The following is an 18752-nucleotide window of genomic DNA, read 5'->3' as shown; positions in this document are numbered from 1 at the left end:
CATGCTCTTACCGCAACCCACCGTCGAATTCATGAACGAGCTCGCCGCGCGCCGCGCGCCGGAGATCGAGCTCTACCAGGAGCTTGGCTTCCCGGACTTCTTCTACACGGGCGGCGAGCTGTCCGACCCTCCCAACGAGGTTCAGTTCCTCACGTACGGGCCTCGCGAGTGCGAGGTGGTGCTGAAGGGGAGCCGGGTGATCGGTCATCCGCATGAGGTCACAACGGACGATGTCCCATGGGATGGCGTGGCGCGGCCGAGGACGTTCCGGGAGTACCGAGCGCACGTGCAATCCCTCGCGCCGCGGATCTCGCCGAGATCGCCCCTCGGACGGGCTCTCCATGAGCTCCGGTCGGTGGACCGACGCTTTCAGAGCGCGGAATGGCTCCGGCTGATCGACTGGTGGGCGCTGAGCCGTGTGACGCGCGACAGGCACCTGGAGCCGCTGCTGAGGAGCGCGCTCGTCCAGGTAAGCGCGGCGTTCCACGGCGGCAGTTTGACCGCTCTCCGGCTCGCCGCGGAGCTCGTGGCGCCCGGCTTTGCCAGGGATACGCTCGTCGCCGCGGGCCACTGGCCGCCTTCGCGCCTCGGCGTCTCCACGGCGCGCCTGGAGGCCGCGTTTCCGGCGGGCTACCCCGACCGGTACAGGGTTTATTGCCGCGCGACCGGGGAGCACCTCGGTCCCCTGTACCAGGTGCGGCCTCGGCTCGACCGCGATCTTCAGGAGGAAGAGCTCTTCGCGGAGGAGGATCGGCGGACGAGCGGGTCGCTCGGCGCCACCGGCTATGTCCTCACCGGCGATGGCCAGCTCTGGCGGCGGGAGCAGCACAGCTGGCGTTGCTTCGGTCCCGCGCTGGACGCGCTCCTCGTGCGGCCCCCGAAGGCCGAACGAAGAAGGCTTGGCTGACTCCCATGCACGTCACCCTCTCCCTCGATCCTCCGGCGACGACGCACACCATCGAGCTCCACCTCGTGAGCGCGCTCGGCCGCGCGACGCGCGCCGAGGTCGACGTCTCCGCGCCCGAGCCGCTCGATGGCGAGGCCCTCCTCGGGACGCCCGCGCGGATCGAGATCACCGGCGACGACGGCGCGATCGCGGTGCACCACGGCGTCGTCGCGAGCCTCGCCGCGGTCGCCACCGCCGACCCGGGCGCGCAGCGGCTCTATACGATCGACCTCCGCTCGGCCATCGAGTGGCTCACCTTGCGCAAGGACGCGCGGGTGTTCCGCAGGACGACCGCCGCGGCGATCGTGGAGGAGCTCCTCGCCGGCGCCGGCATCCAGGGCGACGCCTTCGTGAACGAGGCGCAGCCGCCGCCGGAGCGCGAGCACGTCACCCAGTGGAACGAGACCGACGACGTCTTCCTTCGCCGGATCTGCGAGGAAGAGGGCCTTTATTTCCGGTTCGATCCCAGGGAGGGCTTCGACGCGTTCGTCCTCTGCGACAGGTCCGAAGCGGCGCCCGAGGCCCTGCCGGAGCCCTTGATGTTCGTCGATGAATCGGGCCTTTACCCCGGGAAACGCGTGGCCTTCGCCGCCAGGCACATCCGCAGGCGCCGCCCCGGCAAGGTGGCCCTGCGCGATCACGACCCGGCCAAGCCGGCCGTGAAGCTGGAGGCGAAGGCCGAGGGCGGCCTCGATCCGGAGAAGGCCGTGGAGGTCTACGAGGCGCCCGGCCGGTTCCGCACCGAGGACGAGGGGCAGCGCGAGGCGCGGCTGCGACTCGAGGCGCTGCGGGCCGACGCCGATGTCCTCGAGTTCGACACGACCGCCCTCGAGCTCCGCCCCGGCGTGCAGCTCGAGGCCGACGCCGCGCTCTCGGTGGGCGTCTCGCCGAGCGGCAAGTACTTCGTCGTCGAGACCTCGCTCACCTGGAGAGCGGGTGAGCCCGAAGGCAGGCTGCACGTGAGGGCGATCCCGCTCGGCGTGCCGTACCGGCTCCCGCGCGTCACCCCGCGCCCGCGCATCCCGGGCATCCAGAGCGCCACGGTGACCGGCTCGAGCGGCGAGGAGATCCACACCGACGCGGCCGGCTGCGTGCGCGTCACGTTCCCCTGGGACCGCGGGGGCCCGAGGGACGGGACATCGAGCCTCCCGATCCGCGTGATGCAGGCCAATCTCCCGGGCTCCATGCTCCTTCCGCGCGTGGGCTGGGAGGTGCTCGTCGGCTTCGAGGACGGCGACCCCGATCGGCCCTACGTGCTCGGGCGCTCCTTCAACGGCCGGCAGCTGCCCGCGTTCGGCCTGCCCGCCAACAAGACGATGACCGCGATCGGCACCGTGAGCTCTCCCGGCGGCGGCAAGGCCAACATGATCTCGCTGGAGGACGCCGCGGGGCGGCAGCACATGGTCTGGAGCGCCGGCTTCGGCAAGACGACCACCGTCGGCGCCGACATGCAGAACCAGACCGTGGGGTTCGAGAACATCCACATCAAGGGCGCGCAATCGTGGCAGATCGGCGGCAATGAGACGCTGTCGCTCGAGAACGCGTGGACGGTCGGCGTCGATCGCCAGACGGCTTCGGTGGGCGGCAATCAGGACATCACGATCAACGCCACCGGCACGACGAAGGTGGGGAGCGAGACCGTCTCGATCGGCGCCAACCTCATCGAGCAGGTGGGCGATCCGATCAGCGGACTCAAGGGCTTCGCCGAGGCGGCGGTGCTGGCCGGGGTCGGACAGATCCCCGGGGTCGGCACCGCCCTCACGAAGGGCTATTCGTGGGGCAAGGCGCTGGGCAATGGATACCGGAACGGCGGATTGAGCGGCCTCGCGACGGCCGCTGTGCAGACCGGCCTCGGCGAGGTCGCCGGCCGGATCCCCGGCGGCGACGCCATCGTCGCGGCGGCCGACAGCGCCGGCCTCACGCCGTGGTCCGAGCAGGCCAAGCAACGCGCGGCCGAGCAGCAGGGCGGCGGCGGCGCGGCGGGCCCCGGAGGCGCCGGCGCGGGCGCCGCGGCCGCCGCGCCGGGGCACCGCAAGCTTGTCGTGAACGGCGCGGTGACCGAGGTGATCGGCGCGATCCACGCCATCCAGACGCCGGGGGCGCTCAAGTGGACGACCCTCGGCGCCTCGAGCTTCGCGATCGGGGGCAGCCACGCCACGTCGGCGGTCCGCATCTCGCGCCTCACGATGGCCGCCTCGTCGGACACCGCGGCGGCGACCTCCCTGCGGGCGACCGCCGGGCTCGGGCGCAACGTCAAGACCGCCCACACCCTCAAGGCGGGCGGCGCCATCCGGCTCGACGCGGGCGCCGAGTTCGCGGTGAAGGCCAGCGGCGCGCTGTCGATCCAGGCGGGCGGTCCCCTCACCCTCGACGGCGGCACCGTTGTGTTCGACGTGGGCGACGGCGCGTCCACGGTCTCGGTGCACGGCGGCGGCCTCACCCTCGAGTCCGCGACGATCACCATCAACGGCAAGACCCAGCACACAGGCAAGGAGAGCGCCGGCTGATGGCCCTCGGCGTCGCGGAGATCTCCCTCGTCTCGCCGCTCGGGCTGAGCCCGAGCGAGCATGTCTTCTTCCACCGGGCGGAGGTCAACCCGCACGCGGGCGGCGCGTTCACGACGCGCGACGGCGAGGCCCTCCCCGTCCACCACTGCCCGTGGATCGCCCCCTCGCGCCCGTGGTCGTCGCGCATCCGCCTGCTCGCGAAGCAGGCGCTGGCGCGCGCGGCGCCCGCGTCGAGGAGCACGCCGATCCTCCTCGTCGCGCCCCCGGAGGCGCTCGAGGGCGAGGCGGACGTCGCGCGGTTCCTGACGCTCGCGGGCCACACCGTCGTGAGCCGGCGCTCGGGGGCGGCGGCGTACGTGCCGGCGCTGCAGGAGGCGCACGAGCTGCTCCGGAGGGAGCCGGAGGTGGTGGTGCTCGCCGTCGACTCGCAGATCCGGCGGCAGGACCTCGAGCGGTGGCTGGAGCAGCGCTATTCCGCCTTCACGCGCAATCCCCTGCCCCCCTCGGAGGGCGCGGCCGCGGTGCGGCTCGTCGCGGGCGCGGGTCAGGGCGCGCCGCTCGCGGGCAAGGTGCACTCGTACGCCGCGGCGGAGAGCGACGCGCGGGACGACAACGATCTGCCCACGGACGGCGCCGCGCTCACGCGCGTGTTCGCGGCGCTCCGGCTCCGCCCGTCGGTGCCGCTGGTGGTCGGGCCGCTCGACGTGGATCCGCTCCGGATCCGCGACTTCCATCTCGCGTCGGTGCGGCACCGTGCGCGGCTCGAGCGCGCCGAGATGCCGAGCTTCGAGGGGCAGATCGGCCTCTTCGGCAGCGCCGCGGGCCTGATGTCGGCGGTGTTCGCGCTGGCCTGGCTGCGGCACGGGCTCCCCCTCCCCGGGCCGGCCGGCGCCGGGCAGGTCGGCGGCCGCGTGGCGCTCGCCTGGGCGCGGTCGGGCGACGGGACCGTGGGCGCCGCGCTCGTGGGGGACGAGCGGTCATGAGCGTCCGGAAGGCGTCTATCGGGCTCCAGCGGGTGGTCCCCGCCGCGCCCCTCGCCGGGCGGGATCCGCCGCCTGCGGAGCGGGATCTGGGCGCGCTCGACTGGCAGGGAGAGGTCCGCCTCGACGCCGGGCGGGCGGCGGGGCTGTCCGCGGCGCTGTGGCAGCAGCACGTGCGGACCGGCCTCCTGGAGCGGGCGGTCGCGCTGGGGGCCGATCATCGGGCCGGGCCGCACCTCGAGCGGCCCGAGGTCGCGCGCCGCCTCCTCGCGCACATCGACGCGCTCGCCGAGGCCGGCCTGACGCCCGCGGAGCTCGCCGCGTTCGCGGGCGAGGCGGACCTCGAGCACCCCGGCGCGGCGTGGGCGCTGGCGATCCTCTTCGGCTGCCTTGAAGCGGCGGGCGTGGAGGACGCGTTCGAGGGGTGGCTCGCGTCGCTCGACGGCGCGGCGTTCCCCACGTACGGGGGCGTGCTCGAGATCGCGGAGGCGATCGCGACCCAGCCGAGCGAGGATCTGCGCGATCGCGCGCGGCGCTGGGCGGCGAGCGTGGAGCAGCCGGTGCTCGCGGGGATCGCGCTGGAGATGACGCCGCCTGGCGAGCTCCCGGGCGAGGCGCTCGCCGCGCTGGCGCGGGTGCGGAGCCCGCTCGTCCAGGCGGCGGTCGAGCGGTACCTCGCGCGCACGCCGCTCGACCCCGCGCGCCCCGCGCCGGCGCGCGCCTCGTGGATCGACGTGGAGAGCCCTGCCTTCGCGTACGAGGTGGCGCGCGCGCGGATGCTGCAGCGGGACCTCGAGCCGCTCGACCGGGTGCGGAGGAGGGATCCTCGCGCCCTGGCCGCGCTCGGGCCGCACGCGCTCGACGTGATCGCGCTCGCGGGCTACGCGGGCGATGGCGAGCTCGCGCGCGACCTCGCGGCGGGGATTCCCTCGACCCCGGGCTCGCTCGACGCGATGGGGCGGATCGGGCTGCCGTCCTTGTTTCCGCGCCTCCTCGCCGAGCTGGGGAGCGACGAGCTCGACGAGGACGCGCACGGCGCGCTCGTGACGGCCCTGGGCGACCGCGTCGCGGCGCCCACCGTGGCGGCGTGGGAGGCGGCGATCGCGGCGCTCCCCGCGGCCGCCGAGGCGGCGCGCCTCCGGGGGGGCGAGCCTCATTCTCCGCGATCGGTGATCGCCGAGATGCGGCGCCCGGATCTGTCGGCCGGGGCCGTGCGCGTGCGCGCCGACGAGCTGCTCGCGCGGGCCGGAAGGCCGGCGCAGGTGGCGTGGGATGCGTTCGGGGCGACGCTGGAAGGTGCGTTGTCGGATCTGGCTCGCCTGGCGCGCTGAGGGCTTATGTCGAACCAGGAGACGGTCATCTCGTTGGAGTCGTATGCTGCCGTGATGGCCGGGCTCGGGGCCGGGCTCGACCTGTGGCGGGCGCTCGCTCACGCCGGCGTGCCTGCAGCGGCGTGGGAGCGGGCGTCGGAGCACTGGCAGGCGAGGATCGACGAGAGCGCCGCCTCGGATCTCGAGGTGCTTGTGGCGTTCGACACCGCCCTGCTGGCCGCGAAGCGGCGGTTCGAGCCGACGTTCGAGCCCATCGCGTCGGACGTGCTCGCGTGGGCCCATTTTCGCCGGCATTTCGTGACCGCGGCGGAGCCTGTCGCGTTCCTTTCGCGCCACGAGCTCCCGCTCGCGGCGTACGCGAGCCTCGAGGCGAGCTGGGCGAACCGGGTCCTGGCGGACGAGGCGCTCGCCGCGACGCTCCGGAGCCACATGGAGGGGCCGCTCGAGGAATGTCCGACCCTGACGCGGACGCCGTCGCCGCTGCTCGCCGCGGCGGCGGTGGAGGCGCCGGCGGTCGGGGGGCCGGCGCTCGGGGCGCCGGTGGTCGGGGCGCCGGCGGTCGGGATGCCGGCGGTCGGGACGCCGGCGGTCGGGATGCCGCCGGTCGGGATGCCGCCGGTCGGGGCGCCGCCGGCCGTGCAGCCGCCCGCGATGGTGCCGGCCCAGGTCGCGCGCCCGATCGTGGAGCCGCCTTCGCCTCCGTCGATGCGCGAGGAGCGCGCCCAGCCCGCGAGGGCTCGCAAGGGCGCGACCACGGCGATGGCGGCCGTCCCGTTCACGGACGGCCTGCCGTTCCAGGACCCCGCCCCGCAGGGCCAGGCGCCGGCGGAGGCGTCACCGCCGCCCATCCCGCTCGAGCGGTATGCGGTGATGCTCGCCGACCACACGCTCTTCGGCATGACGGAGGCGCAGCTCTGCGAGAAGCACCGGCTGACGCCCCCGCAGCGAGCGCAGGCGTTCCAGTACTGGCAGGGTCGCATCAGCGCCGATCCCGCGCTCCAGGGTCGCGTGAAGGCCGTGGTGACGCGCTATCAGGCGGCCCGCACCAAGGCGGGCGAGCGCGCTCCGGCCAGCTCGGCCACGCCATCGCCGGCGATCGCGCAGGCGAAGGCGCCTCCGGCCGCGGCGGTGTCGCGCGTCGACTTCGGCAGCACCGTCGATCCGAGAGACGTCGTGATGTCGCCGGTCTTGCCGTTCATCGCCGGTTCCTCGCCCCCGTCGAGGCCGACAGGCGGTCGCAGGGCGAGCGTCGATCACGGGGCGACCGTCGCTCCGGGAGCGGCCGCGCGCCCGGGCGGCAAGAGCGCGGACCCGCTGCCGTTCGTGAGCCCCGGGCCCCCGTCGGCGCCGGCCTCGCGCCCGGTTCCGCCCGCCGGCGCCCCCGCGGCGGCCGCGAAGGCCGCGGACGGAGCCGCCAGCGGGCCGGTCCAGTTCTCGCTCGAGCAGTACGCGTCGCTCACCGTCGACCTCGCGCTCGAGCCCGAGCGCGCCCCGGAGACGCTGCGTCGCTACGGCCTCACCCCCGCACAGAGGACGCTCGTCGACGCCACCTGGACGGCGAGGCTCGTCCAGAACCCCGCCGAGCGCAGCGCGTTCGAGGCGGCGTGCGGCTCGTACCGGGCGTGGCGCCTCCGGAGCACGAGCAGGCCGTAAGCCTGTCCCCCGGGAGAGGTCAGCACGCCCATCCTACGCGGGAGAGATGTGCCAGCCAGCCTCCATCTGTGCCAACGGAGGGGGGTCGAGCACTGGCTCAACCGCAATGCATTGCGACACACCGGGGTCCGGACCCCTCCGAAGCGCTCCGCCGAGCGTCTATCCGGCAGAATTTGTGCCAAAAAACGCTCGAAATTGCGCAAATTTGTGCCATTTGCCCCTTCGAAGCGCATGATTTTGTGCCAGATGGGGGGTCCGGACCCCTCCGGATCGCAATTCAGAGCGCTCGCGCGGGCTCGAGACCCCTTCCGGACCGCATTCCGGCGCGTGCGCCGGGGGTCCCGGATGCTCGTCGGCGGATCGCGGAGCGCGCGGCGAAGGCTCGAGACCTGTCGCGGCCTGGCAGGCAGCTGGGACGGAGGAGGCTCGCAGCACGGCGTGGGCGGCCAGCGCGCAAACGCTATCTCGCGCAGCCCTGCTCGAAGGCGCTCGTGGACTTCGATGCTCACGCGCTGTTCAGGCCGGGAGAGCAGCGAGCCGGCCGGATCGCACCGCTGTCCTCGAGCAGCTCGGACGTCGTCCTGTGACGCAGCCGCGACGAGGAAAGTCAGGTGGATGCGGAGTCGCAAGCGCCCCTGGCCACCGAGATGACGAAGGAATTGCGAAATTTTCAGGACGAGCTTCACCGCGCATCGGCAGAGCAGCGCGTTTCTCGTTCCGACCCGGCGATCGCCGCGATATCCTCGAGGCGGTATGGTGCAAGTCACGCTGGATGAAGCGGTCGCCCGCCTCGACGAGCTGATGGGCGCCGCGCGCGGCGGGGAGGCGGTCGTGATCGTGCACGGCGGGGCTGCGGTGCAGCTCGTTCCCGTGCCGACGCCTGCCGGGACCCCCGGAAAGCGGCGGAAGGCCGGCGGGGCCGCCGGGGAGATCTGGATGGCTCCGGATTTCGACGCGCCTCTCGACGACTTCGCGGAGTACGAGCGGTGAAGCTGCTCGTCGATACGCATATTTTTCTCTGGTTCCTCGCGAACGATCTGCAGCTCAGCCCCGCAGCGAAGAGCTCGCTGGAGGAGCCCACGAACGAGCTCGTGATGAGCGTGGCGAGCCCCTGGGAGATCGCCATCAAGGTGAGCCTCGGCAAGCTGTCGATCCCCGGCGATATCGGGGCGTTCCTCCAGCATCACATGGCGGTGAACGACATCGAGCTCCTCGATATAAGGTTGCGGCACGTCGCGCGCGTGAGCGACTTGCCATTCCATCACCGCGATCCCTTCGACCGCCTCATGATCGCGCAGGCGCTCGTCGAAGACATCCCCATCGTGAGCCAGGACGTCGTCTTTGACGCTTACGGCATCAAGCGCATCGGCTGATGCCTGACCTCGTTCAAGCCACCGCCGCGGCGAAGGACACGATGAGCTCCTTGGCGGCGGGTGATGCAACCGCCATGGGATCGCCGCCGGCAACCCGGACGCGTGCAGCACCTGGCCTGCCGGTCCCAGCGACCCGCTGCGCGCCGGCGGTCGCCGTCGCGCTGGCGGCCCCCGGCCGGGCTCAAGTGGACCGCCTCCGCCGGGGAGCTCTCGGTGCAGGCGGATCGAGACGACCGGCGCCGGCGAGCCGGACGATACGGCGGAAGTGCGGACACTCCATGTGGCTCGGCGCGGAGCACGCCGCTGCGTGGCGCAGGCCGTCGCGCATGGCGCCCAGCCGCTGGATGGTCCGGTCCAGCTCATCGGCCTTGGCGGTCAGCCGCTCCCGCTCGACGCGCAGGCGACCGTCGGGCGCGAACATCTGCGCGATCTCGTCGAGCGAAAACCCCGCCACCCGGCCGAGGGCGATCAGCGCCAAGCGCTCCAGCACCCCGGGGTCGAACAGGCGCCGCAAGCCCCGCCGCCCGGTGGAAGCGATCAACCCCTTCTCTTCATAGAACCGCAAGGCTGAGGCGGGCACGCCGGAGCGCCGGGCCACCTCCGCGATATCCAGGTCGATCACCCTTGACCTCAAGTTGACTTGAGGTCGCAGACTAGGGTGCATGATCGCCGAACGCAAGCCGAAGAAGACTCCGATGTCCGAAGCCAATCAGCCGAATCGCGACCAGGCCGCGCTGTGGAACGATGCCGGCGGGCCCATCTGGGTGGAAATGCAGGAAGTGCTCGATGGCATGCTGGCGCCGCTCGAGGCGCCGCTCCTGGAGGAGGCCTTCCCCGGCGAGGGCGGCCGCGTGCTCGACATCGGCTGCGGCGCGGGCGCCACGGCCCTTTTGATGGCGCGGCGCCTCGGGCCAGCGGGCCACTGTCTCGGCGTGGATATCTCCGGGCCCCTTGTGGCGGCCGCCAGGGCACGCGCCGCCGCCGAGGGCCTGGCTTCCGCCGCCTTCGTCCAGGCCGACGCGCAGACCCATGGCTTCGAGCCGGACTCTTTCGACGCGGTGATCTCGCGTCTCGGCGTGATGTTCTTCGAGGATCCTTCGGCGGCGTTCGCCAACATCAGGCGCGCCACGCGACGCAATGCAAAGCTTGTGTTCGTGGCCTGGCGCAGCCCCGCCGAGAATCCATTCATGACCACGGCCGCCCGCGCCGCCGCGCCCTTCCTGCCCAACTTGCCCGCTCCGGCCCCCGACGCACCTGGCCAATTCGCCTTCGCGGACAGAGACCGGGTGCAGCGGATCCTGGACGCGAGCGGCTGGACGGACGTCGACATTCGCCCGATCGACGCTCCGAGCGGCGTCGCGGAGAAGGACCTGCTCACCTACGTGACAAAGCTCGGACCGGTGGGCCTGGCGCTGCGGGACGTGGACGAGCCGACGCGCGCCCGAACGGCCGAGGCGGTCCGCGCTGCCTTCGACTCGTATATCCGTGATGGCGCGGCCCGCTTCACCGCGGCCTGCTGGCTCGTGAGCGCGCGCGCAACCCCGCGAGGCGATCGAGGGTGAGTGAGGAGGAGTAGAGCCGCCTGATCAGCTCTTGCGGCGCGTCGAGAGCGTCCTCGGGCGAGCCCGCGCGGCGAGTGCCGGGGCGTGAGCGGAGGCCGATCCAGGATCAGAACATCGCCGCGAGCGCGCTCCGCAGCACGGTCACCGTGCCCCCGGCCTCATCGATGACCTCCAGCGATCCATCGAAGCGCTCGACGCGCGCCTGGCCATTGTAGAACGGCTCCACCATCGCGAACCGCCGCGCATACGCGGGCTGCGCGCGGTCATCCACGTGCATCCATCCCTGCTCATCACGAGCGCGCGCGAAGCCCTTGTGGAACACATCGAGGTCCAGAAACCAGCGACCATGCACGAGCTCACCCCGTGCATCGATATGTGTGGAGCGACCGTCCTTGCCCTGTGCGACCGCGACGCCATCGCGGTAATCGCCCGCGTAGCCCCACCGCGCCGTGTAGGCGGGGCGCCCGGCCAGATCGATGTGGCCGTAATGTCCCTCGCTGTCGCGGACCGCGCACCGGCCGCCCTGGTAGTTTCCGCACCAGGAGTGCCGCTCTGGATAGAGCTCGGCGCCATCCGGCAGGATATGACACCAGCCCTCGAGATCCGAGACGGCGGCGCGCCCCTCGTAGAACCCGAATGTCCTCCGGAACCTCCGTGTGTAGGCGGGCGCCCCGCGACCATCGATGTGCCACGCCTCGCTCCCGCACCGAACGGGGGCGATGCCCGGGGCGTGGAACGCGAGCACCTCCTCGAAGCGCGCCGCGTACAGCGGCTCGCCGTCCACCACGTGGTGCGTCCGCTCCGGGGCGACCCGGGCACGTCGCCAGTCGCTCATGGCTCCCCCGCCGGCCGCCGCATGTTGCACCCCAGGCAGAGAGCACGGCTCCGGTACGTCTTGAGCAGCCGCTGGTAAGGTTCTCCGTTCCAGCTCTCCATCAGCCCCGCCTCGTGGAGATCGCCGAAGTCGCCAAGCGTCCTGCGCTGCGCGTCGGGGGCGCAGCACGGATCGAAGCGTCCCTCGGCGCTGACCCACGCCTCCTGGCCGAGAAACGGGCAGCGGCCGCCCGGGGCCACGTCCTCGGGCGCGGAGTCATCGAGCAGGAAGAGGTTCTCGAGCAGCACGTGCTTGCCGTTCGGCAAGGCCCGCTCCGCCGCCGCCTCCCGGGCGGCGAGCACGGCCTCGTTCCAGCGCCGGATCGCCGCGGCATCGCGGCGCATGGAGAGCGCCGCGATCTCCTCGAAGTGCGCCCACAGGTGGTGTCCCTTGACGCGATCCACGCCGAGACGGACGGCGAGCCGCACGATGTCGGCGAGCTCGGCGACGTTCGTCTCCAGGAACGTGAGCTGGAACGTCACCCTGCAACGGTTGCCGCCGGCCGCGGCGTGCGCGTCGCGGACAGCGATGAACGCCTGCACGTTCTCGAGCACGGCCTCCCAGCGGGAGCCGAGCATGATCAGCTCGTGCGTCTGCCGCGTGGCCCCGTTCCAGGAGATCTTCACGTCGGAGGTGATCGGCACGAGCCGTTCGGCCCACTCCCGGGCGCCCCGTCGCGGGAAGGTGCCGTTCGTGGTCAGGTTGAGCTTGACCCCGTGCTCCCGGCACAGGTCGGCGATCTCATCGAAGTGCTCGTACAGGAGCGGCTCGCCCATGGTGGAAGGGATCACCTCGCGGAGCCCGTGGCCGGCCGCCTCGGCGATCACGCGGCGCACGAGCTCGATCGGCATCAGCCGGCGCGGCTTTCCAGCGGCCTTGCGCGCCTCCTGGAGAGGGCTGTGGGGCGAGTGCTCCTCGCACATGATGCAGCGGAGATTGCAGGTGTCCGGGTTCGTGTCGAACGTGATGCGCCATGGCCCCTGGCCGGGCTCGATCCGGGCGGCGTCGCGGCGGGCGATGACGTCGGCGTAGATGCGCTCCATCGCCTCGATGTGGCCCGCGAGGTCGGGCACGTGCCCCGACTCGGACTGCGCGTATCCGCGCTGGCCCAGGCGGCGGGCGAGCGCGGGATCGTCGGCGAGGCGCTGCATCTGCCGCGCCATCGAGGCAGGATCGCGGTGCTCGAAGAGGAGGCCGTTGACCTCGTTGTGCACGTACTCGGCCATGCCGCCGGCGTTCGCGGTGATCACCGGCACGCGCGCCTCTAGCGCCTCGTGAATGACGAGCGGCGAGTTCTCGACCCAGATCGAGGGCACGACGATGCAATCGACCCTGTCGAAGACGTCGCGCACGATATCCTTGTTGCGGTACTCGGGCAGCCACTCCACGCGAGCGGCCGCGTCGCCCGGCAGTCGCTGCGCGATCGCGCGGAGCGCCTCGGTGTCCTGCCCGCGCGGCCGGCCCCAGATGCGGAGCCGAGCGTCTCCCCTCACCTGGCCAAAGGCCTCGATGAGCTGGTGGATCCCTTTCGCCGGGATATGCGTCCCGATGTACCCGAAGGTGAACGGCTCCCCGGGCGATCGGGAGCGTCCGCTGAGACGGGAGAGGTCGAAGCCATAGTCCAGATAGACCAGCTTGCGCTCGGGCAGCCCGAACGCCTGGCGGTACAGGTGCTCCAGGTAGCGCGCAGGCGCGATGAACACGTCCACGAGATCCGTCATCTCACGCACGTGACGCATCCGGCGCGCTACCCAGTTGGTCCAGTAGGCCACGTCCTGCTCGCGCTCGTCCGGTGCCCCGGAGAAGAAGCGCGCGTAGCAGCGTTCGGCGCACTTCCGGTCCTCCTGGCCGTCGCACGCCGCCCACAGATCGTCGGGGTTGGCTGGGTGCGTCTGCATGAGCTGCCCGCGCGGGCACATCACCCAGTAGTCGTGCAGCGTGTACACGATGGGGATCCCTCGCCCGGCGGCCTCGGCGACGAGCGAGGTCGAGAGGTGGTTGAGGTGACCGATATGGACCACGTCGGGCCGGAGCCGGTCGCAGAGCTCGGCGAAGCGCTGGTCGACGCCGGCGTGCCGGTAGCCGTCTCGAGCGCGCGGCGTGTTGACGAGGTGGAGCGAGATGCGCGGATCGTCGGTGTCCTTCTCGTGGCGGAGCGCGTAATCCTGCGCGAACGGGTCCTCCTCGCGCGTGAAGACGTGGACCTCATGGCGGCCGGCGAGGCCGCGACAGAGCGTCTGCGTGTAGACCTCCGAGCCCGCGTTGTAGCGCATCGGGTAGCCGTGGATGACCTGCAGGATCTTCATGAGCTCTCCTTGCCACCGCTCCAAGCGTCCAGCTCTCGCCAGAATTCGCGCCTCTTCAGCCCCATCGCGCTCGCTTCCTGGCGGGCCAGCTCCGCCTCTCGGCGGGCGCCGGCGTGATCACCCTGCGCGCCGCGAAGCCGCGCGCGGAGGAGGAGGAGCCAGGGGACACGGACGCGGTAGCCGGTCTTGCGGAGGAGCGCCTCGGCGATGTCGAGCTGCTTGGCCGCCTCTGGCAGCAGGTCCTCGGCGAGAGCCACACGGGCCGTGGTGAGCGCCGCGACGACCTCGCTGAGGCGGAAGCCACGCCCTTCAATCATCCGGCGCGCCTCATCGAGATGCCCCCGGGCCCGCTGGAGATCCCGGGCCACCCAGAACGAAGCGCAGTCGACGAGACAGGACGCGAGGTGGTCCCATCGCCCGGCATCTCGGACGAGCGACACGGCCTCCTCGAACCGCTGGCCTGCCTCGTCCGGTCGCCCCAGCGCGAGGAGCGTCCGGGCGAACACGCGCATGGACAGGCCGCGGTTGAGCAGCGAGCCGGCGTCGGGATCGCCACCATGGGTCAGCTGGAGGGCCCGCGCCGCGCGCTCGTGGGCGAGATCGATCTCATCCAGATCGAGCAGCAGCACCGCGTGGTTTGCGAACGGGTAGTGCGCCACACCCGCTTGGCCGGCGATCTCTCGATCGCGGATCTGCTCGATCTCCTCGTAGGCAGCGCGGGCCTCGTGCAGCCGGCCGACCCGGTGCATGAGGTAAGCACGGAAGTCCCGCACATTGAGGCGAGGACGCAGCTCGCCAGAAGCGTCGGCGTAACGCACGGCGCTCTCCGCGGACTCGAGCGCCTTCGTGAGGTTGCCCCTCAGCGAGTGAACGGAGGCCAGGTTGCGCGCGGACTCCGCCGCTCCTCCCGGGAGGCCGGCATCGACCGCTGTCCGCACGGCGCGATCGAGGAGGCGCACGGCGTCGGAGGCCTCGCCTTGCACGCGGAGGAGAACTCCCGCGCTGTTCTCGAGCCAGTGTCGCTGCGAGGAGGCGAGGTCTCCCTGGACATCGAAGGTGTTCCGGTCGAAGAAGGCCAGAAATGCGCGCCGGTCTTCCGCCACGGCGCCGTGCAGCTTGAGGCTTGTGTGACGCTCCCCCTGACGGATGCGGTCGTGCAAGACATCGAACGACTCGGCCCATCGCTGGGCCTGGACGCCGTGCGCGACCGCTGCATAGAGCATGTCGAGGTCCTCGCGCCGGACCGCGCCCTCGTCCGCGGGAGGAGCCTGGTCGCGAAACCGCTCGAACAGGCGCTCGTGTGCGGCGCGGACCCCGGCGGGATCGCCCGCCTCGAGCCGGCGTCGCCAGAAGCCGCGCACGAGGGCGTGCTGATCCCATATGCCCGGTGCGATCTTCAAGAGGAGCGCGGTCTTCTCGAGGCGCGCGCAGGCTCGCCGCAGGTGCTCGCGTGACGCTTCGCCGAGCGCCGCGGCGAAGCCCGAGACGCCTCGCCAGGCCGCGGCATCGGCGAGCGTGGCCAGTTCGGTAGAGCGCTCACAGAGCGCGACGATGCCGAGCACGGCGCGCTCCTCGGGGTTCAAACGCTTCTCGTGGAATGACAGGATGCGGTGGATCCGGCCGCGCTCGTCGATATCCTCCGCGCCGAGGTCGAGATGGTCGAGCGCGTCGATCTCGCCTCCGTGCGCCTCGCTCAGGTAGTCGGCCACGAGGGCGAGCGAGAGTGCGTGGTGACGCAGGCGAGCTGCCGCGCGCGCGAGCTGCTCGTCGGACCCGCTCACGCCTCGGCGCCGCAGCACTTCGATGGCTGACGTGGAGTCGAGAGAGCCGAGATGAATGGGGACGACCCCCGTACCCTGGAGAGCCTCGAAGGGCGGGCGCGTCGTGATCACGCAAAGTCCGCCGTTCATCTGAGCTGCCAGATCGCGGACGAGGATCCCCATCGGTTTGTCGATCAGGTCTCCTCGGGCATCCTGCAGCGGCTCCAACCCGTCGATGACGACGATCGTGCGGCGTCCGCGCACGCACCGGATCAGCCGGCTCACGCTCTCCAGCGGGTCGTCCGAGGGCTTCTCTCCGAGCGCGGCGAGCAACACGGACACGGCCGCCGACGCGCACGGGCCGCCGCTGCGATCCTGATCTTCGATGGAACAAGAGATCACGGCATCGACCCCGCCATAGGCCGGTTGCAGGCCGTCGAGCCAGGTTCGGACGAGCTGTGTCTTGCCGGCTCCCCCCTCGCCGACCACGACGACGACGTGGGTGGCGCCATGGGCGAGCGCGTCGTCCAGCACGCGCTTTTCGTCTTCGCGGCCCACAATCCCTTGTTCAGGCGGAGGAAGGTTGCCAAGGTCGACACACATCGGGCCGTGTTGAGCCGCCCGCAGCGCGTCGCGGACGCCCCGCGCGACCTCGACGAGCGCTGCGTCGCGATCGGCGGCGGTCGCGATGGACACAGGCGCCGGGATCGGCCGGAAGACACGTAGTACCTCGTCTTCGTCGTCGATGCAGGCGCTCCACCGCACGAGCGAGACCTCGGCGCGCCTCCGGCGAGCAAGGGCAGGACGGGCAACGCGGATCCACGAGGGCCAAGCAAGCAGCCGCGCGGTGACAAGGACGACGATATGCGTGGCCGCGCGGAGGCGCTCTTCGAGCCCGCGCTCCACGTGTTCGCCAGCCCCGATGCGGGCGTCCAGCAGGTCGACGCGTTCTTTGCGGCACACCTGCTCGAGGTGAGGGCGAAGAGCCTCCGCGCTGTCGTCGTCCTCCGGACAGTGAAGCAGAAGCAGCTGCATCCTGAGCAGAGGGTCGCACGGAACACGCACGGCAGAACACCTTTCCGTGCGTTCCTCCCCATGCGCAAGGACCTCGCCGGCTTCGTCCGAGGAGGCCCCCGCGCCAAGCGACGCTGAGTGGCACCATGAGGAGCGAAATGCCGGCCATCGCGGTGCCCGCATGGCAAGCGAGACCTCGCCCGGAGCCCCGCAGAGCCCGGCCGCCCTCCCTCGTCGCCGCGAGCGAGGCCGTCCCCATTGTTCCGCAGCGTTGCGCCCTGGTAGCCTCCCCGCAACGCGGCGGCGGACCTCCGCGGGGCTCGGCTCCGGGGCCAAACCGCCCGTTCCCTGCTCCAGCCATGTCCCACCGCCTCAGCCCCGCCCATCTCGACGAGATCCTCGCGCTTCAGCTCACGGTGGCGTGGGCGGGGGAGGCTGCCGGGGAGCCGCCTCGCCTCGGGTGGTGGAGGTCCGACCTCGTCGATCCCGAGGCCGGGGGCGACCTCTTCGTCCGGCTGCTCCCGAAGACCGCGGCCTGGGCGAGCCTCGCGCTCGTGCGTGAGGCCGCGCGACGCGTGGACGAGGCCGCGCGCGAGCAGCTCGCGCGCGGCGACGCGGTCTGGAGCCTGTTCCACCTCGGCTTCGCGGTGGACGAGCAGCTCGCCGACCGGCTCGCGCACCATCGGCACCAGCGGCGCCCGCCCGCCGAGGTGCTCGGCGCGAGGTTCCTCGTCGGCCGGCCCTGGTCGAAGGCCACCCTCGAGGCGACGCTCGCGAGCCTGGGCCAGCCGAAGGTGCAGGTCACACCGGCAGGGCGGCGCCTCGACGCCACCGCGGCCTCGCCGGTCGAGGCCGCGGCGCTCCTCGCCGCCTCCCTGCTGCCGCTCTCGGCCAGCTACCCGCTACCGTTTCTAGAGGCGATCGCTTGAACGCCGCGTCGGTCGAGATCCCGGCCCCCACGGGGACGGCCCCGCGGAGCTCGATGCCGGATCCGACGCCGGGCGGCGGTCGCCCAGCGGAAGCGACGGAGGTCCACACGCGGCTCCTGCGCTGCATGCTGGCGGTCGACGACTGCTACGCCTACTGGCAGCACGCCGGCGAGGCCCCGCCGGCCGGCGCGAATCGAGGCGCCGCGCCCGCGGGGCCCTCCGCCGCCGACCGCGCTCGCGTCGCGTTCGAGCGCCGCTGGTTCGGCACGAAGAGCGAGGCGCGCGTGCGCACCGTCATGACCGACATGATCGAGCGGTTCGACGCTTACCCCGAGGCGCTCGCGCTGCTCCACCGGCTCGGGACGGTGCCGTCGAGCCTGCGGCCCTTCGTCTGCCACGTTCACACCCAGCTCGCCGATCCCATCTACCGCCGCTTCACCGGGGAGCTGCTCCCGACACGCCGCGAGCAGGGCCTCACGACCATCGACCGCGACACGGTCGCCCGGTGGGTGGACGGGCTCCAGGCGGGGCGCTGGGGGGCGAGCACCTGCATCAAGTTCGCCTCGAACCTCCTCGCGACGGCGCTCGACGTCGGGCTCGTCAGCGGGCGGCGCGATCCGCGCAAGCTGCCCCAGGTCCCGGTGCCGGACCCGATCCTCGGGTACGCGCTCTACCTCCTGCGCGACGTCCGCATCGAGGGCTCGCTCACGGACAACCCCTACCTCCGTTCCCTGGGCGTCACCAGGACCGCATTCCACTCGTTCGCGGCGCGCATCCCGGGCATCCGGTTCGCCGAGCTCGGAGGCGTCATCGATCTCGCGTGGCTCGAACCGAGCCTGACCGCCTGGGGGCTCCGCTACCTCGGGGCGAGCGCATGAGCGGCTACCAGCACCCCACCGAGCTCGGTCGGGCAGTCGACGCGTTGCGCGAGGACCTCCTGGGCGACGACGGCCCCCAGATCAGCACCGTTCGCAACTACAACTTCGCCATCCTGCCGTACGACCCAGAGGACGAGTTCAAGCTGCGCCGGGCCATCCACGAGCTCTCCGAGACGCTCCGCGACGCGGGCTGGAACACGGGCACCATCCCGCTGAACGCGCTCCTGCTCGCGCGGCTCCGCGCCCAGGGCAGCGATTTCCTCGAGTCGATGATCCAGCGGGAGAAGCGCCTTGCCACGTCGAGCGAGCCGGGGCGCGGCCTGCGGACGCTCAAGGAGCGCGTCGTCACGCTGCTCGAGGGCCCCGAGGGCATCGCAAAGGACGTGATCCGGGAGATCGATCGCCTCCTCGACGAGCGCTCGAGTAACCCCGATCGCACGGTGATCTTCCTCGGGCGCGCCGGGTCGCTCTACCCGTTCTTCCGCACCTCCGCGCTGCTCAAGCACGTCGCCGGGCATACGCGGAACGTGCCGGTCGTGCTGCTCTATCCCGGCAACGTCGTCGGCGAGACCGGGCTCTCCTTCATGGGCGTGCTCCCGGCCGACCGCGACTACCGCCCAAGGATCTACCGGTGACCCG

The 18752-nt window shown here is 72.0% G+C and carries 16 protein-coding genes; 12 read left to right on the top strand and 4 right to left on the bottom strand.

Features of this window, described 5'->3' with window-relative positions:
* Position 1 precedes the first annotated feature (1 nt).
* The 7 genes from WME75_RS16830 (at position 2) to WME75_RS16800 (ending at position 8790) form a co-directional block, all read left to right on the top strand.
* Positions 2–907: a hypothetical protein gene (locus WME75_RS16830; protein WP_437491984.1), complete on the top strand. Its 906-nt coding sequence runs from the start codon at positions 2–4 to the stop codon at positions 905–907.
* Between the two features lie 5 nt (positions 908–912).
* On the top strand, positions 913–3453 hold the full coding sequence (locus WME75_RS16825; RefSeq protein ID WP_437491982.1) for a type VI secretion system Vgr family protein: 2541 nt from the start codon (positions 913–915) through the stop codon (positions 3451–3453).
* Positions 3453–4436: a hypothetical protein gene (locus tag WME75_RS16820; protein WP_437491981.1), complete on the top strand. Its 984-nt coding sequence runs from the start codon at positions 3453–3455 to the stop codon at positions 4434–4436. The genes WME75_RS16825 and WME75_RS16820 overlap by 1 nt, the downstream gene beginning before the upstream one ends.
* Complete coding sequence (locus WME75_RS16815; RefSeq protein ID WP_437491979.1) at positions 4433–5764, top strand: hypothetical protein; 1332 nt, start codon at positions 4433–4435, stop codon at positions 5762–5764. The genes WME75_RS16820 and WME75_RS16815 overlap by 4 nt, the downstream gene beginning before the upstream one ends.
* A gap of 6 nt (positions 5765–5770) precedes the next feature.
* Complete coding sequence (locus WME75_RS16810; protein ID WP_437491977.1) at positions 5771–7417, top strand: hypothetical protein; 1647 nt, start codon at positions 5771–5773, stop codon at positions 7415–7417.
* A 753-nt stretch (positions 7418–8170) separates the two neighbouring features.
* Positions 8171–8407: a type II toxin-antitoxin system Phd/YefM family antitoxin gene (locus WME75_RS16805; protein ID WP_437491976.1), complete on the top strand. Its 237-nt coding sequence runs from the start codon at positions 8171–8173 to the stop codon at positions 8405–8407.
* Complete coding sequence (locus tag WME75_RS16800; RefSeq protein WP_437491974.1) at positions 8404–8790, top strand: type II toxin-antitoxin system VapC family toxin; 387 nt, start codon at positions 8404–8406, stop codon at positions 8788–8790. The genes WME75_RS16805 and WME75_RS16800 overlap by 4 nt, the downstream gene beginning before the upstream one ends.
* 181 nt (positions 8791–8971) lie before the next feature.
* Here WME75_RS16800 and WME75_RS16795 read toward each other — a convergent pair whose 3' ends face one another.
* Positions 8972–9412, bottom strand: a complete 441-nt coding sequence (locus tag WME75_RS16795) for a helix-turn-helix domain-containing protein (RefSeq protein WP_437491972.1) — start codon at positions 9410–9412, stop codon at positions 8972–8974.
* Positions 9413–9485: 73 nt separating this feature from the next.
* On the opposite strand from WME75_RS16795, the gene WME75_RS16790 reads away from it, so the two are divergent.
* Positions 9486–10352, top strand: coding sequence for a class I SAM-dependent methyltransferase (locus tag WME75_RS16790; RefSeq protein ID WP_437494849.1), 867 nt, complete (start codon positions 9486–9488; stop codon positions 10350–10352).
* A gap of 106 nt (positions 10353–10458) precedes the next feature.
* Here WME75_RS16790 and WME75_RS16785 read toward each other — a convergent pair whose 3' ends face one another.
* Genes WME75_RS16785 through WME75_RS16775 form a run of 3 tightly spaced genes read right to left on the bottom strand, consistent with a single transcriptional unit; the run spans position 10459 to position 16057 of the window.
* Positions 10459–11187, bottom strand: a complete 729-nt coding sequence (locus WME75_RS16785) for a WG repeat-containing protein (protein ID WP_437491970.1) — start codon at positions 11185–11187, stop codon at positions 10459–10461.
* A complete protein-coding gene (locus WME75_RS16780; protein ID WP_437491968.1) occupies positions 11184–13532 on the bottom strand; it encodes a glycosyltransferase in 2349 nt (782 codons plus the stop codon). Before WME75_RS16780 ends, WME75_RS16785 begins: the two co-directional genes overlap by 4 nt.
* A complete protein-coding gene (locus tag WME75_RS16775) occupies positions 13529–16057 on the bottom strand; it encodes a hypothetical protein (RefSeq protein WP_437491966.1) in 2529 nt (842 codons plus the stop codon). The genes WME75_RS16780 and WME75_RS16775 overlap by 4 nt, the downstream gene beginning before the upstream one ends.
* A gap of 99 nt (positions 16058–16156) precedes the next feature.
* Between WME75_RS16775 and WME75_RS16770 the strand changes: the two genes are divergently transcribed.
* The 4 genes from WME75_RS16770 to WME75_RS16755 all read left to right on the top strand — a co-directional run bounded on the left by WME75_RS16770 (position 16157) and on the right by WME75_RS16755 (position 18748).
* Complete coding sequence (locus tag WME75_RS16770; protein ID WP_437491964.1) at positions 16157–16444, top strand: hypothetical protein; 288 nt, start codon at positions 16157–16159, stop codon at positions 16442–16444.
* A 221-nt stretch (positions 16445–16665) separates the two neighbouring features.
* Entirely contained in the window at positions 16666–17235 is a 570-nt protein-coding gene (brxE, locus tag WME75_RS16765) for a BREX-6 system BrxE protein (RefSeq protein ID WP_437491962.1), read from the top strand.
* Positions 17232–18113: a DUF1819 domain-containing protein gene (locus tag WME75_RS16760; protein WP_437491961.1), complete on the top strand. Its 882-nt coding sequence runs from the start codon at positions 17232–17234 to the stop codon at positions 18111–18113. The genes brxE and WME75_RS16760 overlap by 4 nt, the downstream gene beginning before the upstream one ends.
* Complete coding sequence (locus tag WME75_RS16755; protein ID WP_437491959.1) at positions 18110–18748, top strand: BREX protein BrxB domain-containing protein; 639 nt, start codon at positions 18110–18112, stop codon at positions 18746–18748. The genes WME75_RS16760 and WME75_RS16755 overlap by 4 nt, the downstream gene beginning before the upstream one ends.
* Positions 18749–18752: the final 4 nt, after the last annotated feature.

It is taken from the genome of Sorangium sp. So ce1014 (genome assembly GCF_051521505.1).
Classification (GTDB): Bacteria; Myxococcota_A; Polyangia; order Polyangiales; family Polyangiaceae; genus Sorangium.
This window is presented reverse-complemented; position numbering and strand designations above follow the sequence as displayed.

What these genes read in the sequence shown, in the direction of transcription:
- WME75_RS16830 (WP_437491984.1), top strand. Translation starts at nt 2, where the DNA reads ATGCTCTTACCGCAACCCACCGTCGAATTCATGAACGAGCTCGCCGCG.
- WME75_RS16825 (WP_437491982.1), top strand. Translation starts at nt 913, where the DNA reads ATGCACGTCACCCTCTCCCTCGATCCTCCGGCGACGACGCACACCATC.
- WME75_RS16820 (WP_437491981.1), top strand. Translation starts at nt 3,453, where the DNA reads ATGGCCCTCGGCGTCGCGGAGATCTCCCTCGTCTCGCCGCTCGGGCTG.
- WME75_RS16815 (WP_437491979.1), top strand. Translation starts at nt 4,433, where the DNA reads ATGAGCGTCCGGAAGGCGTCTATCGGGCTCCAGCGGGTGGTCCCCGCC.
- WME75_RS16810 (WP_437491977.1), top strand. Translation starts at nt 5,771, where the DNA reads ATGTCGAACCAGGAGACGGTCATCTCGTTGGAGTCGTATGCTGCCGTG.
- WME75_RS16805 (WP_437491976.1), top strand. Translation starts at nt 8,171, where the DNA reads ATGGTGCAAGTCACGCTGGATGAAGCGGTCGCCCGCCTCGACGAGCTG.
- WME75_RS16790 (WP_437494849.1), top strand. Translation starts at nt 9,486, where the DNA reads ATGTCCGAAGCCAATCAGCCGAATCGCGACCAGGCCGCGCTGTGGAAC.
- WME75_RS16785 (WP_437491970.1), bottom strand. Translation starts at nt 11,187, where the DNA reads ATGAGCGACTGGCGACGTGCCCGGGTCGCCCCGGAGCGGACGCACCAC.
- WME75_RS16780 (WP_437491968.1), bottom strand. Translation starts at nt 13,532, where the DNA reads ATGAAGATCCTGCAGGTCATCCACGGCTACCCGATGCGCTACAACGCG.
- WME75_RS16770 (WP_437491964.1), top strand. Translation starts at nt 16,157, where the DNA reads ATGCGTGGCCGCGCGGAGGCGCTCTTCGAGCCCGCGCTCCACGTGTTC.
- brxE (WP_437491962.1), top strand. Translation starts at nt 16,666, where the DNA reads ATGTCCCACCGCCTCAGCCCCGCCCATCTCGACGAGATCCTCGCGCTT.
- WME75_RS16755 (WP_437491959.1), top strand. Translation starts at nt 18,110, where the DNA reads ATGAGCGGCTACCAGCACCCCACCGAGCTCGGTCGGGCAGTCGACGCG.